The 13,444-nt window shown below is 39.3% G+C and carries 18 protein-coding genes; 8 read left to right on the top strand and 10 right to left on the bottom strand.

The window, feature by feature from the left end; translation table 11 throughout:
- Positions 1–347 precede the first annotated feature (347 nt).
- Entirely contained in the window at positions 348–713 is a 366-nt protein-coding gene (locus JOC54_RS22695; protein ID WP_035422317.1) for a YgzB family protein, read from the top strand.
- 35 nt (positions 714–748) lie between these two features.
- On the opposite strand, the gene perR is transcribed toward JOC54_RS22695, so the two are convergent.
- The 4 genes from perR to bcp all read right to left on the bottom strand — a co-directional run bounded on the left by perR (position 749) and on the right by bcp (position 3,060).
- A complete protein-coding gene (gene perR, locus JOC54_RS22690; RefSeq protein WP_035422315.1) occupies positions 749–1,180 on the bottom strand; it encodes a peroxide-responsive transcriptional repressor PerR in 432 nt (143 codons plus the stop codon).
- 143 nt (positions 1,181–1,323) lie between these two features.
- A complete protein-coding gene (locus JOC54_RS22685; protein ID WP_035422313.1) occupies positions 1,324–1,620 on the bottom strand; it encodes a cyclic-di-AMP receptor in 297 nt (98 codons plus the stop codon).
- A gap of 19 nt (positions 1,621–1,639) precedes the next feature.
- On the bottom strand, positions 1,640–2,596 hold the full coding sequence (locus tag JOC54_RS22680) for a D-2-hydroxyacid dehydrogenase (protein WP_204469424.1): 957 nt from the start codon (positions 2,594–2,596) through the stop codon (positions 1,640–1,642).
- Entirely contained in the window at positions 2,593–3,060 is a 468-nt protein-coding gene (gene bcp, locus JOC54_RS22675) for a thioredoxin-dependent thiol peroxidase (protein WP_035422309.1), read from the bottom strand. The genes JOC54_RS22680 and bcp overlap by 4 nt, the downstream gene beginning before the upstream one ends.
- 164 nt (positions 3,061–3,224) lie before the next feature.
- On the opposite strand from bcp, the gene JOC54_RS22670 reads away from it, so the two are divergent.
- The gene (locus JOC54_RS22670) at positions 3,225–4,529 is read left to right on the top strand and encodes a glutamate-1-semialdehyde 2,1-aminomutase (RefSeq protein WP_204469422.1); all 1,305 of its coding nucleotides are present in this window, start codon (positions 3,225–3,227) and stop codon (positions 4,527–4,529) included.
- 88 nt (positions 4,530–4,617) lie between these two features.
- Positions 4,618–5,679, top strand: a complete 1,062-nt coding sequence (locus JOC54_RS22665; protein WP_204469419.1) for an aromatic acid exporter family protein — start codon at positions 4,618–4,620, stop codon at positions 5,677–5,679.
- Positions 5,680–5,717: 38 nt separating this feature from the next.
- On the opposite strand, the gene JOC54_RS22660 is transcribed toward JOC54_RS22665, so the two are convergent.
- From JOC54_RS22660 to fabL, 4 genes are all read right to left on the bottom strand, one after another.
- Entirely contained in the window at positions 5,718–7,463 is a 1,746-nt protein-coding gene (locus tag JOC54_RS22660) for an ABC transporter ATP-binding protein (RefSeq protein ID WP_275582741.1), read from the bottom strand.
- Positions 7,464–7,523: 60 nt separating this feature from the next.
- Positions 7,524–8,051 (bottom strand): nucleoside tri-diphosphate phosphatase, encoded by a 528-nt coding sequence (gene ntdP, locus JOC54_RS22655; protein ID WP_035422306.1) that lies wholly within the window; start codon positions 8,049–8,051, stop codon positions 7,524–7,526.
- A gap of 209 nt (positions 8,052–8,260) precedes the next feature.
- A complete protein-coding gene (locus JOC54_RS22650) occupies positions 8,261–8,416 on the bottom strand; it encodes a gamma-type small acid-soluble spore protein (RefSeq protein WP_035422303.1) in 156 nt (51 codons plus the stop codon).
- Between the two features lie 60 nt (positions 8,417–8,476).
- Positions 8,477–9,226, bottom strand: coding sequence for an enoyl-[acyl-carrier-protein] reductase FabL (gene fabL / locus JOC54_RS22645; RefSeq protein ID WP_035442168.1), 750 nt, complete (start codon positions 9,224–9,226; stop codon positions 8,477–8,479).
- A 92-nt stretch (positions 9,227–9,318) separates the two neighbouring features.
- Between fabL and yfhS the strand changes: the two genes are divergently transcribed.
- Both yfhS and JOC54_RS22635 read left to right on the top strand, forming a co-directional pair.
- Positions 9,319–9,540, top strand: a complete 222-nt coding sequence (yfhS, locus tag JOC54_RS22640; protein WP_035422301.1) for a mother cell protein YfhS — start codon at positions 9,319–9,321, stop codon at positions 9,538–9,540.
- Between the two features lie 13 nt (positions 9,541–9,553).
- A complete protein-coding gene (locus JOC54_RS22635; protein ID WP_035422300.1) occupies positions 9,554–9,910 on the top strand; it encodes a hypothetical protein in 357 nt (118 codons plus the stop codon).
- Between the two features lie 41 nt (positions 9,911–9,951).
- On the opposite strand, the gene JOC54_RS22630 is transcribed toward JOC54_RS22635, so the two are convergent.
- Both JOC54_RS22630 and mutY read right to left on the bottom strand, forming a co-directional pair.
- A complete protein-coding gene (locus JOC54_RS22630) occupies positions 9,952–10,695 on the bottom strand; it encodes an SDR family NAD(P)-dependent oxidoreductase (protein ID WP_204469416.1) in 744 nt (247 codons plus the stop codon).
- The gene (mutY, locus tag JOC54_RS22625) at positions 10,692–11,756 is read right to left on the bottom strand and encodes an A/G-specific adenine glycosylase (RefSeq protein ID WP_204469414.1); all 1,065 of its coding nucleotides are present in this window, start codon (positions 11,754–11,756) and stop codon (positions 10,692–10,694) included. The genes JOC54_RS22630 and mutY overlap by 4 nt, the downstream gene beginning before the upstream one ends.
- Positions 11,757–11,924: 168 nt before the next feature.
- Between mutY and JOC54_RS22620 the strand changes: the two genes are divergently transcribed.
- From JOC54_RS22620 to JOC54_RS22610, 3 genes are all read left to right on the top strand, one after another.
- A complete protein-coding gene (locus JOC54_RS22620; protein WP_035422296.1) occupies positions 11,925–12,905 on the top strand; it encodes a metal-dependent hydrolase in 981 nt (326 codons plus the stop codon).
- Between the two features lie 81 nt (positions 12,906–12,986).
- Positions 12,987–13,142 (top strand): small, acid-soluble spore protein K, encoded by a 156-nt coding sequence (gene sspK / locus JOC54_RS22615; protein ID WP_035422295.1) that lies wholly within the window; start codon positions 12,987–12,989, stop codon positions 13,140–13,142.
- Between the two features lie 18 nt (positions 13,143–13,160).
- Positions 13,161–13,316: a YpzG family protein gene (locus tag JOC54_RS22610; RefSeq protein ID WP_078395259.1), complete on the top strand. Its 156-nt coding sequence runs from the start codon at positions 13,161–13,163 to the stop codon at positions 13,314–13,316.
- The last annotated feature ends 128 nt before the right edge of the window (positions 13,317–13,444 follow it).

Here is a 13,444-nt window from a genome sequence, read left to right as displayed (position 1 = left end):
GACGCGTAGAATACCATTCTACGACTTTCATTGACGAGATACCTTGTATCTCTTTATTACGCTTGGCTTTTGTTCAGTTTTCAAAGAACTCGTTTTGCGACTTCATGATCTTACCACGCAGGTAAGCATTTCGTCAATATCTTTTTTGTTCAACCGGCTGTTTCCCCGGCGACATGTAATAATATATCACGCTACTAAAAAACGGTCAATACATTTTTAAAACTTTTTTTCAAAAAGTCATTTACGCAGGTAAAATTGGTTTAAAAATGATAGTCTTTCTATGATATACTATACACGTTCAACACTATAAATATAAACCTTCTCTATATAACTTGGGGGAATTAAAAATGGGCTTGCGATACTCAAATAAGATTAACAAGATCAGAACTTTTGCATTAAGCCTTGTCTTTATAGGTATCCTTATCATGTACATAGGGATTTTCTTCAGGCAGTATCCTATTATCATGGTTATCTGCATGATCCTCGGTTTGCTTGCTGTTATTGGAAGTACGGTTGTTTATTTCTTTATAGGAATGCTTTCAACCAAAGCAATCCCCGTAACATGTCCATCTTGCGAAAAGCCTACTAAAGTTTTAGGAAGAGTCGATGCTTGCATGCACTGCGATCAACCTTTAACTATGGATCGCTCATTAGAGGGGCATGACTTCGATGAATCTTATAATTCAAAGAAACACAGTAAGACGAAGGCATAAAAAAAGCACTCATCTAGATGAGTGCTTTTTTTACTTTAATGCGCAGTTCTGCAGGAAGGGCATGTGCCGTAAATTTCCATTCGATGATTATCCACTTGGAAGCCTGTAACATGCTCAGCTAAAGTTTCAACTTCATCTAAACCTGGGTAATGGAAATCAACTATTTTACCGCAATCCCCACAAATCACATGATAGTGATTTGAGGTTACACAATCAAAACGACTAGAAGAATCACCGTAAGATAGCTCTTTGACAATACCTACTTCTTTAAATACACGGAGATTATTATAAACAGTCGCCACACTCATATTTGGAAAACGCCCTTCAAGCGCCTTGTATATCTCATCTGCTGTCGGGTGCGCCTTTGATTCATATAAAAACTCTAAAATAGCGTGACGTTGCGGAGTCATACGCACACGAGTGCTCTTCAGCGCATCAATTGCTTCCATTAAGCTTTGATTAGCCATATTATTGCGCCTCGCTTTCAATAAAAACTATTCTTTCTTTATACTAATTATAAGTTGCGAATGTTATTTTAGCAAGACCGATCTGAAAACATCGTTATGCAACAAAAAAACTGCCTTTTTTAAATGGCAGTTTTTTAAAATTTCTACGTATTTAATAGAAGCGGTGTTGCATTTGCTGCAGGTAAGATAAAAGAGGTATAACGATGCGTTTTCTTATCTTTGCGTTGCTTTTTCTTTTCCACCTGGAGACAAGCTTCTTTTAATGCTTGTTGTAACTGCTCAAGATCTGTCTCATGTACTCCAAAAAGAAATGTTGTACTTCCTTTTCTCAAAAAACCGCCTGCACTGGACAACTCCGTCATTCTATAGCCTTGCTCGCGCAGATTTTTCTCAACATGATCTGAGTAGAAATCCTCAATAATACACACTAAAAGCTTCATCGTTTCCCCCCTAATCTACTTAATAGCCTTTATTTAATTGCACTTCATTTGTATAAATGGTCTTCTTTTGCTGAAAAACAACAAGGTTTTTATTGAAAATCTCAAGTGCTCGCTGCATGTAAAAGGCAGTTGCTGCTGATATGTGTGGTGTTATCGTGATGGCCTCATGGTGCCATAAAGGCGAATCAACCGGTAACGGCTCCTGTTGAAACACATCTAAATAAGCATGTCGTACTTTTCCTAATTCTACTGCATGTAACAAGGCATTTTCAACTACTGATTTGCCTCTCCCTAAATTGATGAAGACCGCGCCTTCTTTTATGAGAGAAAAAGCATCTTCATTCAATAATTCTTCTGTTTGCGGAGTCTGCGGTAAAACATTAATGACGTAATCAGCCTGTTGAAGTGCTTGTTTCCATTCAGACAAGGAATAGGTTTGATCAAATGCAGCAACGGCTCGACCATCAGTATTAACACCTACTGTCTTCATAGAAAACACTCGTGCTCGTTCAGCTATCATTGTTCCAATTGCACCAGTTCCAAGGATGACAACAGTAGCGTCCGTTAATTCGTTAGGCTTGATTGATCGAACCCAATCCTTTTTCTTTTGTGCTCCTTTATAAATACTCGCTTTTTTTACATCATCAAGCATAGCCCATATCGCGTGCTCAGACATCGGGATTGCATGTATGCCCCGGCTATTTGAAACGAGAATATTTCGTTTTGTTAGTTCAGAAAAAGGCATCTTCTCTACTCCAGCCGATAACACATGAATCCATTTCAGTTGTTTTGCCCGATTTAGCACAGAAACACCAATGTCTTCACCGAATGTTAATAATACATCTGCTGTTTCTAGTTTTTCTTCAGCTTCTTTCATAGAAGAAAAAAACGAAAACTGAACATCATGGAACTCATTTATTAATTGCTTTTGCCTATCCTCAGTCTGATTGACCGCAAAAACTACATTTGTTTTCACTCTGCTTCACCTTTTATAAAAGCAAGTACATCATCTACATGGTTTTTTACACGTACTCCACGCCATTCTTTAACGACATTAAATTCTTTATCAATTACAAAAGTAGAACGAACAATACCCATATACTCTTTGCCGAAATTCTTTTTCAGTTGCCATACTCCATAAGCTTTTGCGGCCGTTAATTCTTCATCAGCTAATAGAGGAAACGGTAAGTTATGCTTCTCTATAAACTGTTCATGTTTTGCAACAGGGTCAGGACTTACACCAAAAACAACTGCATTCTCTTGTTTAAAAACTTCTGTTTGATCACGAAAGTCACATGCTTCTGTCGTACAGCCAGGCGTCATATCTTTCGGATAAAAATATAAGACAATATAAGACCCTTTATAATCCGACAGTGTAATTGTTTGTTCTCCATTTGCAGCAAGTGTTAGATCCGGGGCTTGTTTTCCAACTAAATTCATAAATGCACTCACTCCTTTTTTATCTTCCTTATAAGGGTAGCCGAATTGGACAATTTGATCAATCAAGAGACCTGCAATTATGTACTTGTTTCATCTGACTTGCCAAGCAACATGTGCTATCATGGGATAGATCACATTTGACCGAACAAAAAATGGAGGAAATTATGAATCGCAAAACATCAGAGCTACATTATAGAGAAGCTCAAGATTTAATTGTCGGAGGCGTTAACAGCCCCTCAAGAGCGTATAAAGGAGTCGGCGGGGGCACTCCCGTATTTATGGAAAGAGCTGAGGGAGCTTATATGTACGATGTTGATGGAAATCGTTACATTGATTACCTTGCTGCGTATGGTCCAATCATTACTGGTCATGCTCATCCAACGATTACAAAAGCTATTCAGGATCAGGCACTTAAAGGCATTTTATATGGTACCCCAACAAGACTTGAAAATGAGTTTGCTCAGCTTCTGACTGAAGCGATGCCATCACTTGAGAAAGTGCGTTTTGTAAATTCCGGTACTGAGGCCGTAATGACAACAATTAGGGTCGCTAGAGCGTACACTGGCAGGGAGAAAATTATTAAATTTGCGGGATGTTATCATGGGCACTCTGATTTGGTGTTAGTTGCTGCCGGATCAGGTCCATCCACTCTAGGTACTCCAGATTCGGCAGGAGTAACCAAAAATACGGCCAGTGAAGTGATTACCGTTCCATTTAATGATATTGACGCTTTAAAAGAAGCACTTCGTCACTGGGGAAGTGAGACAGCAGCAGTATTAGTTGAACCAATTGTTGGGAACTTTGGGATCGTTGAACCAGAGCCTGGTTTTTTAGAAGCAGTGAATAAAGTGACGCATGAAGCAGGCGCCTTAGTTATTTATGATGAAGTAATTACTGCTTTTCGCTTCATGTATGGTGGTGCCCAAGATTTATTAAATGTTAAACCAGATATGACTGCTCTCGGAAAAATTATTGGTGGCGGGTTACCAATTGGTGCGTACGGGGGAAGAATGGATATAATGGAAACCGTTGCCCCACTTGGTCCAGCCTATCAAGCAGGTACAATGGCGGGCAATCCAGCATCGATGAGTTCAGGTATTGCTTGTTTATCCGTTCTGAAAGAAGAAGGCGTCTATGACAAACTAGATGAGCTTGGAAATACCCTCGAAGAAGGTCTCTATCTTGCTGCAGCTCGGGCAAATGTTCCTATTACGATTAACCGCTTAAAAGGTGCGTTAACGGTTTTCTTCTCGGATGAGCAAATTGTTGATTATGATGGAGCATCAAGAACTAACGGAGAACAGTTTGGTTTGTTCTTCAAAACAATGCTCGATGCTGGTATTCATTTAGCACCATCGAAATACGAAGCTTGGTTCTTAACCACCGCACATACAAAAAAAGATATTGAAGAAACAATTGAAGCAGCTTCACATTCATTCAAAGTGGTTGCAGACGAATTTTATAATTAACAGCATGAAAAAGTCTTCAATCACATAAAATAGATGATTAATTAAGGTTAGTTATCAGCGATTTAGCTAAGAAAGGATCACTTTTTAAATGAGACTTGGAGCTCGAATATTAAAAACAGGACTTGCCGTTGTACTGGCATTATATTTAGCAAATTGGCTAGAAATACAACCACCCACCTTTGCAGCTATTGCTGCTGCATTTGCGATTCAACCATCGCTGTTTCGAACGCTTAGAACGTTTAGCCATCAGGTTCAAGCCAATTTAATAGGTGCTACAATCGGCGTTTTGTTTGTCATGACTTTTGGACACGAGCCATTTGTTGTCGGTGTTGTTGTTATGCTGTCTATTGCGATTTTTATTAAATTAAAATTAGAGGCGGCAATTATACCAACCGCAATTGTAACAATCATCATCATTATGGAGAGTCCTGCCGACAATTTTCTTCAGTTTGCATCAGAACGATTTTTTCTCGTTTTGATTGGAATTGTTTCTGCCTTTCTTGTTAATTTAGCGTTTATTCCACCGCGCTACGAGAAAAAAGTATTTAGCCAGCTTTCAAGCGTAACGGACTCCATTCTCGAGTGGCTAAATCTGGTCGCAAAACATGATGCCGACACGATTGCATTGCGAGAAGATATTAAAAACAAGCGTGATGAACTTGATAAAACGACAAATTTATTTGCTCTTTACCGAGAAGAACGAAACTATTTCAGGGCAAAAACATTTAGTCAACGTAGAAAAGTTGTTGTTTTTCGTCAGATGCTCCTTACAAGTGAAACAGCTTATCGCGCTTTAGAGGCTTTGGAAAAACGATCTGAAGATTACTCACATTTACCGATTAATGTTCAGCAACGGATTGAAGAACAGTTGCTATCATTAACCGATTACCACCATCGAATTATTCTTCGTTATAATGGCAAGGTAAATACACACGCTCCAGATGAATACGTTGATGAAATTGAAAAAGGCCAATCTTCAATGACGAATTTGTTTGTTACATTATATGAAGAAGAACAATTTGACCTATCACAATGGCATGCATTTCTTCCTGCCATATCTGCTATTATTGAATATCAACAAGAGTTAGAGCACCTTGACACGCTTGTTGAAAACCACCAAACCCATGCACCTGATGACGAAACATCTTAAAAAACCGGTTCACTTTTTTAAAAAGTGAACCGGTTTCTTTAATCCATTTCTTGCACACTATATAATTTATAATAGGAACCTTGTCGCTTCATTAGTTCTGCATGAGTTCCTTGCTCCTTTACACGCCCTTCTTCAATAACTACAATCTGATCGGCTCCAGTAATCGTCGACAGGCGGTGGGCCACTATGAACGTTGTCCGATTATGAGCAAGTTTTTCTAACGCTTCTTGAATGTAATGCTCACTTTCCAGATCTAGTGCTGATGTAGCCTCATCAAACACGAGCAACGGTGGGTTTTTCAGAAAAACACGCGCAATCGCTACCCGCTGCTTCTGTCCGCCAGAGAGCTTCACACCTCGCTCCCCTACTTCCGTATCATAACCTTTTTCCAGCTGCATGATAAAGTCGTGCGCATTTGCTGCCTTAGCAGCTTCAACAACTTCCTTATCTGTCGCTTGCGGGTTTCCTATTTTAATATTCGATTTAATACTGTCACTAAAAAGAATATTATCTTGTAAAACCATGCCGATATGGTCACGTAAACTTCTTACGTTTAAATCTCGAATATCTGTACCATCAAGAAGAATGCGCCCAGCAGTTACGTCATAAAAGCGTGGTAATAAGCTAACAAGCGTACTCTTTCCTCCACCGCTCATCCCGACTAACGCTACCGTTTGGCCAGCAGGAATATCTAGCCGAATATCGTTCAAAATTAGGTTGTCTTCGTTTTCATATGTGAAGGAAACACGATCAAACGTCACTTTTCCATCTACTTGCGTAACCATCTTGGCATCTTTTTTATCAGTGATATCGTATTTCTCATCAATAAACTCAAAAACACGATCCATTGAAGCAATTGACTGCGTAAGCGTTGTCGAGGAATTAACAAGTCTTCTTAGCGGCCCATAGAGTCTTTCCATATAGAGGACAAAGGCACTCATCACGCCAATTTCCAGTCCATTTTTTAAAACAAATATGGATGCTACAAATAACACAAGCAATGGTGCAATGTCGGTTACTGTGTTAACAACGGCAAATGTTTTTGCATTCCATTTTGTATGGTCAAGCGCTTTCGCTAAAAACGTACTGTTACGATCTGAGAATTGCTCTTGTTCATAATCTTCGTTTGCAAAGCTGCGAATAACGTTCATTCCTTGCACTCGCTCATGTAAGTGACCTTGAACATCAGCCAAAGCTTGTGAACGCACACGTGTCAACTTTCGTAAATGCTGATAAAAATATTTAATTGAGAAGCCATAAAACGGGAACATTGAAATTGCTACTAGCGTTAGCCACACATTCAAGTTCAACATAATGATAATTGCAATGACAATTGTAGCTAAATCAAGCCATACATTCATTAATCCAGTAATAACAAAATTTTTCGTTTGCTCAACATCATGAATGACCCGCGAAATAATTTCGCCTACTTTTCGATTTGAATAAAAACGTAAGCTCAGTTTTTGAATGTGTGTAAACAAATTACCCCGAATATCGTACAATATTTTATTCCCTATCCACTGTGCAAAGTATTGACGGTAGTATTCAATTGGAGGACGCAACACAATAAACAATAACGCCATGCCACCAATAATCCAGTAAATTTGACGGTATTGTTCTTCCTGCGCCATCGTTTCATTTAAAAGAATATCATCAATGATATACATCATTGCAAGAGGAAATAATAGTGGAATACCAAATTTAAGTAAACCTATTACGATCGTGCCAATGATTTGCTTTCGATATGGCTTCACAAACACCATATACCTTCTAATTGTTTTCAAAGCAGACTCCTTCTTCCAGGAAAAAAGCAAGCTTGTTTTAGCAACAAGCTCACTTCCTTTCTAACGATATTGCAAGTAACGTTCGTACCAACTTTCTACGAACTGAGGTGCAAATGGCCCTTTTCGTTGATGAATCCATGAGATAAGTTCATCAACACTTCTTCTTAGTATGCCATCAAGCTCAGGTGGATATTGCATAATTTTACTATGCAACTCATACTCATCTTCATCAAGCAGCTTCATTGTCATATCCGGATACACTTTAATGTCCAAGTCATAATCAATATATTTGAGCGCTTCTTCATCCCACGTAAAAGGAGTCCCGATATTACAATAGTAATAAATTCCATCTGCACGAATCATGCCTATAGTATTAAACCACTGATCAGCATCAAAATAACAGATAGCTGGCTCTCTCGTCCGCCAATATCGTCCATCAGACTCTCGAACAATAATGCGATCATTCCCAGCCACAACGATTTTTGATGATCCTTTTAGAATGGTTGTATCCTCCCAAATCCGGTGAAGCGTTCCGTTATGCTTGTAACTCTGTATCTGGATCGTGCTGCCCTCCTTTGGAAAGCTCATAAGATTCTCCTTTCTCCCATTACCAACTAAAGAGATATTCTTCTTTATCCAATTCACATATACAGTTCTATTATACAAGGTTCCCCACCGATTTAAAACGTTAAGACTTAATCACTAGAAAACGATTCCGATTTGACAAAAAAAGACACCCTTTTTCCGTATCGGAAAAGGGTGTCTTTTCGCGCCAAAGCGCTCACGTTTAAACGAAATTATTGTTGGTTCTTTTTAGATGCTGATTTAGCGTTTTGTTCTTTTACTTCTTGTACATCTGTTTCGCTTGCAAATTCAGCATTGTAATTTTGTTCAGAAGCTTGGTTTTGCTTCTTCACTTGGTTTTTGTTTGTTTTAGATGCTTTGTTGTTCATGGTTATCACCTCCACGCTTATTAAATTGTCCCGTGTCGGTGATTCCTATTCATCTTTTTTTTAAGCTAATAAAGAAATACCGCCATCAACAATTAACGTCTGACCTCGAACCATCGTTGCTTGATCAGATAATAAAAACATAACGGCATTTGCTAAGTCTGTCGGTTCAACCATCCGTCCTGCTGGAGTACGTTCTGCTGCATCCTTCAATAACTCTTCTCGGTTTGGAAAATGTGTTAACGCATCTGTATCTACCGCTCCACCTGAAACCGCGTTTACAATAATTCCTTTTGGCGCAAGCTCAACAGCTAAATAACGTGTTAACGACTCGACCGCGGCTTTAGAGACACCTACCGTTGTATAATTATCTAAATAACGAATCGATCCAAGTGAGCTTAAGCTAACAATTTTTCCTCCACCTGTTTTTTCCATTCTTTTTGCTGCTTCTTGGGCACAAAATAATAGCGCCTTGGCGTTAATGTCCATTGTCCAGTTCCAGTGACTTTCTTCAAGTTCCATTAGTGGACGCAAAACACCAGAAGCAGCATTATTTACAAAAACATCCAACCGACCAAACGTTTCATCAATTTGCGTAAACATTTCTTTAATCTTTTCTTGTTTACCAACATTTGCTTTTACTGTTAAAACTTCAACTCCAAGAGCACGAATCTCTTCAGCCGTTGCCTCTGCTTGTGAACGACTTCGCGCAAAGTTTATGACGATGTTGTATCCTTGTTTCGCAAGCATTATGGCGATTTCTTTGCCAATTCCCCTGCTGCTTCCTGTTATTAATGCTGTTTTTCTTTCCATATGTATAACCTCCCAACATTTTCTGAACGCACACTCCATTATAACGCATACACGTTCACCTTAACAGCCAAGCTATAAATGGGAGGTGCACCATGTATGTAGGACGAGATTTAACCGAATTAGAAGGTGTTGATCCAGCTGACTGGACAGATAAGGAATTAGCTTTTTTTCATCATGGCATGCAGCAATTAACAGCTTATTTGAATACGCAAGGGAATTCACGCCATCAAACAATTATAAAAGAAATTGAAAAACGTGGAGGATTCCACCGCGAAGCAACATGGACAAACGGAAGTGAAATCCATTTCGATTAAGGAGCAGGAACATATGGATAAAGAAAAACAGCTGTACTATGTTAATTTAAATCCAATCAGTATGGATTCCATTAGCACAATGCGAGTAAATGATGGTCAGCTAATTGAATATGAAATTGCTGCCACACAGGCTGAAAAAGAAGAATTAGAGCGTTTAATAAATGAAGTGCATAAGCATGACGTAGAATTAAGTAATTTATTCACGTTTAAACATTTTGATGAGCTAACTGCCGACGCTGACAAAGATGAATATCAAACCGGCTTAAATGATGTTTATGATCGCCTTTATCAGCTTGGAACAGAAGTAACAAAGCAACAAATCCAAGAAATTCATCTACAAAATGAAGATGATAACGAGCCGGGTCTATAATTTAAAAGAGCTATCTTAGGCAAGATAGCTCTTTTTTGATCTTAGAAATTAGCTTTTGATTGACCTCCATCAACTTGCAGGGAAGTTCCCTTAACCCAGCTTGCTTTGGATGATGCTAAAAATACAACAACATTTGCTACTTCTTCTGGCGTTCCAAACCGACCTGACGGAATTTCATTATCAATAAAAGCTTGAATCTTTTCTGGGTTTTCATCTAACCGTCTTTGCCAATTTCCTGTTGGATGTAAAATGCTTCCTGGAGCAAGACTATTTACTCGAATTCCTTCAGATGCTACTTCATCAGCCAAGGCTTTTGTAAAGCTTATTAATGCAGCTTTCGCATTATTATAAGTAGCTTTGCCACCAGCTTCTCGCCCAAAAATGGAACTAATATGAATGATTGCGCCCTCTTGACTGGATTTCATCGCTGGAAGAACTAGTTTAGAAAAATGAACAGCAGAAAAATAATTCAGCTCAAACGCTTCGTAAAACTCTTCCATATCTGTCTTCTCAATTGATTCGCCATTACTGCCACCTGCATTGTTAATCAAAATATCAATTGGTCCAATGATTGCTGTAACATCTGCAAAAATTCGTTCTCGCTCATATGCATTTGTGACATCACCGGTAACGACGGCAATCTCTTGTGGCCAATGCTCTGGTTTTGTTCTAGCGCACACTGCAACCTTAGCGCCTTCTTGCACAAATGCCTCAGCAATGGCACGACCAATGCCTTTTGTACCACCAGTTACAAATACATTCTTTCTTTTAAGCTCTAAATTCAAAGCAGTTCCTCCTCTAAACAATAGGTCAATAATTTTTGTTGCGAGACCGGAAACGCATATCCTTCTAAATCTTTTCTCTCAACAAACTTTGCCGTTTCTGGAATTTCATTCGTTGAAACTTTGGCAGCATACAAATCAATTTCCCAAATTAAATGACTAAATACATGCCTAACTTGAAAGGACTGTTTCACAATATCAGATTCAACTACGTAAGAATTAGCTAAAGAATGGCTTTCTTCTGCGTCTATTTGTGTCATCGGAAGTTGCCAGAGACCAGCTAGCAATCCTGTATTCGGTCTTTTTTCAATAACAAATCGCCCATCACTCGTTGTTAAGACAAACGCATTTAATTTAACAACTTTTGCTTTTTTCTTTTTACTTTTTATTGGCAAATCGCCTTGTCTTCCCATCTCGTATGCCTGACACTGTTCTCGTACGGGACATAAAAGACAACCAGGTGAAGTAGGTGTACAAATTAACGCTCCTAGCTCCATCAGCCCCTGATTAAAGCTAGAAGGGTCCTGTTTATCAATTAATTCATATAGAATCTCTTCGTGTATTTTTCGCGTCTTTGGTTTTGCAATGTCAGCTTCTATACAAAACACGCGTGAAAGAACACGCATTACATTTCCGTCCACGGCAGGTTCGGGTAAGTCATAAGCGATGCTTAAAATCGCTCCAGCTGTATATGGACCGACTCCTTTTAAAGATTCGACTTGTTTGCGCGTACGAGGCACTTGGCTAGCGTATTCCTCAACCACTTCACGAACAGCAGATTGAAGATTACGGACACGTGAATAATAGCCAAGCCCTTCCCACACTTTTAAGAGCCTGTCTTCTTCAGCTTCTGCCAAATCCTCCATCGAAGGGAATTCCCTCATAAACCGTTCGTAATAAGGGATAACCGTATCAACGCGGGTTTGCTGGAGCATGATTTCTGAAACCCACACGCGGTAAGGGTCCTGCGATAAACGCCAAGGGAGCTCTCTTTTATGTTCTTTATACCATTGAACTAAATTCTGTTGAAAAGAAGGAAAAACGCCTTTATTTAATTCAGTCATTATTTCACCTGCTAATCTTGACTTGCCACTTAAACAAGTTCATCATGAAAAGATGCTTAGTTTATTTTGTGACGGGTATAACTATAGCATAACTTCTTTAGCACAGCATCATAGAATGAAACGAACAAAATGATTAATGGTTTTTAAAAAGGAGGATGTTTACGCTCAATGGATACATCCACTCACATTGTAATGGGAGTAGGGCTTGCTGGTCTAGCAACGCTTGATCCAAATGTTGCTGGATCACCGTATATGCAGACAGCGGTTCTCGCAACAACACTCGTCGCTTCAAACGCTCCCGATTTTGACACTGTACTTAAACTTAGAAATAACGCTGTTTACATCAGGCACCACAGAGGAATTACTCACTCCCTTCCAGCTGTTTTATTATGGCCATTTGTTATTTCCGGCTTATTAATGCTTTTTTTCCAAAATGCTTATTGGCCGACACTTTTACTATGGGGAGCCATTTCGGTATTCCTGCATGTTTTTGTTGATATTTTCAACGCATATGGGACGCAAGCACTGAGACCTGTCTCAAACCGATGGATTGCTTTAGGCGTCATTAATATCTTTGACCCAGTTATTTTCGGCTCGCACGGAATAGGGATTATATTATGGATCTTTGGGGTACCTCCAGGGCCAACATTCCTTGCTATTTACGCTGGTCTAATCATTTATTATCTCTGGCGCATACATCAGAAAAAACAAGTGGTTAAAAAAGCACGAGCACTGCACCCAACTGCATCTCACATTTTTGTATCACCAACAATACGCTGGAACAAATGGCATCTTGTAATCAGAACACCAGAAATGTTATACGTTGCACAATCCAAAGATAAAGTTATTCGTTTTTTTGAAAGCTATACATTTGACCCAATTCCTTCAGACCCGGTTATGCAGGCTGCTTGTTCTGACAAAAACTTAGCCGCTTTTCTTTCATTCTCTCCAACGTATCGCTGGGAAATGGAAGCAACCGAGACCAATGGTTATGAAGTCCGTTTTGTTGATTTGCGCTACCGAAGTAATGGGTATTACCCATTTGTTGCAATTGTAAAAATGGATTCTGCTATGAATATCGTGACTTCGTATACTGGTTGGGTGTACAGTGAAGAAACATTAAGAAAAAAACTTAAGATCATTACGTAACTGGTTGAGTTTACCTTCTATAATAAAGCCTTTAAGCGGTCATACTTTTAGTAAGCCGATATGGCGAAGGGGGTTTCACGCATGCGAAATAAAGCGAATCACTTTCCAAATCCGATTTCGTTTAAGGGGAATAAAGCAAATAATGCCGATGCGCATGCCTCAAAACGCGCAGACGGAACCATTGCCGACCGCCCACAAGAACGAATGAGTTCGTCCAACCACTTTAAACCATTTTAATTCTGGGAGGAATGCCTCATGGGTAAGGAACACTCGCGTTTAAACAGTTTGTATCGTGATCCGTTCATGTCACCGCGTGCTAATTCTAAGCACGCATTCCACCAAGTGAATGGTGAAACTCAACAAAGCCAACACAATATCGTGCTTGAAGCGCAAATGCGTAAACGCACCTAGCGCTAAAAAGGGATCTTCCATATTGGAAGATCCCTCAGATTGTCGAGAAAGCCTTGGTTCTGTGAACCCAGGCTTTCTCTTATGGTCTTTTGATTGGTCCCAATGACGAAATTTGATGGTGAAAAGGA

It is taken from the genome of Shouchella xiaoxiensis (genome assembly GCF_016907895.1).
Classification (GTDB): Bacteria; Bacillota; Bacilli; order Bacillales; family Bacillaceae_D; genus Shouchella; species Shouchella xiaoxiensis.
This window is presented reverse-complemented; position numbering and strand designations above follow the sequence as displayed.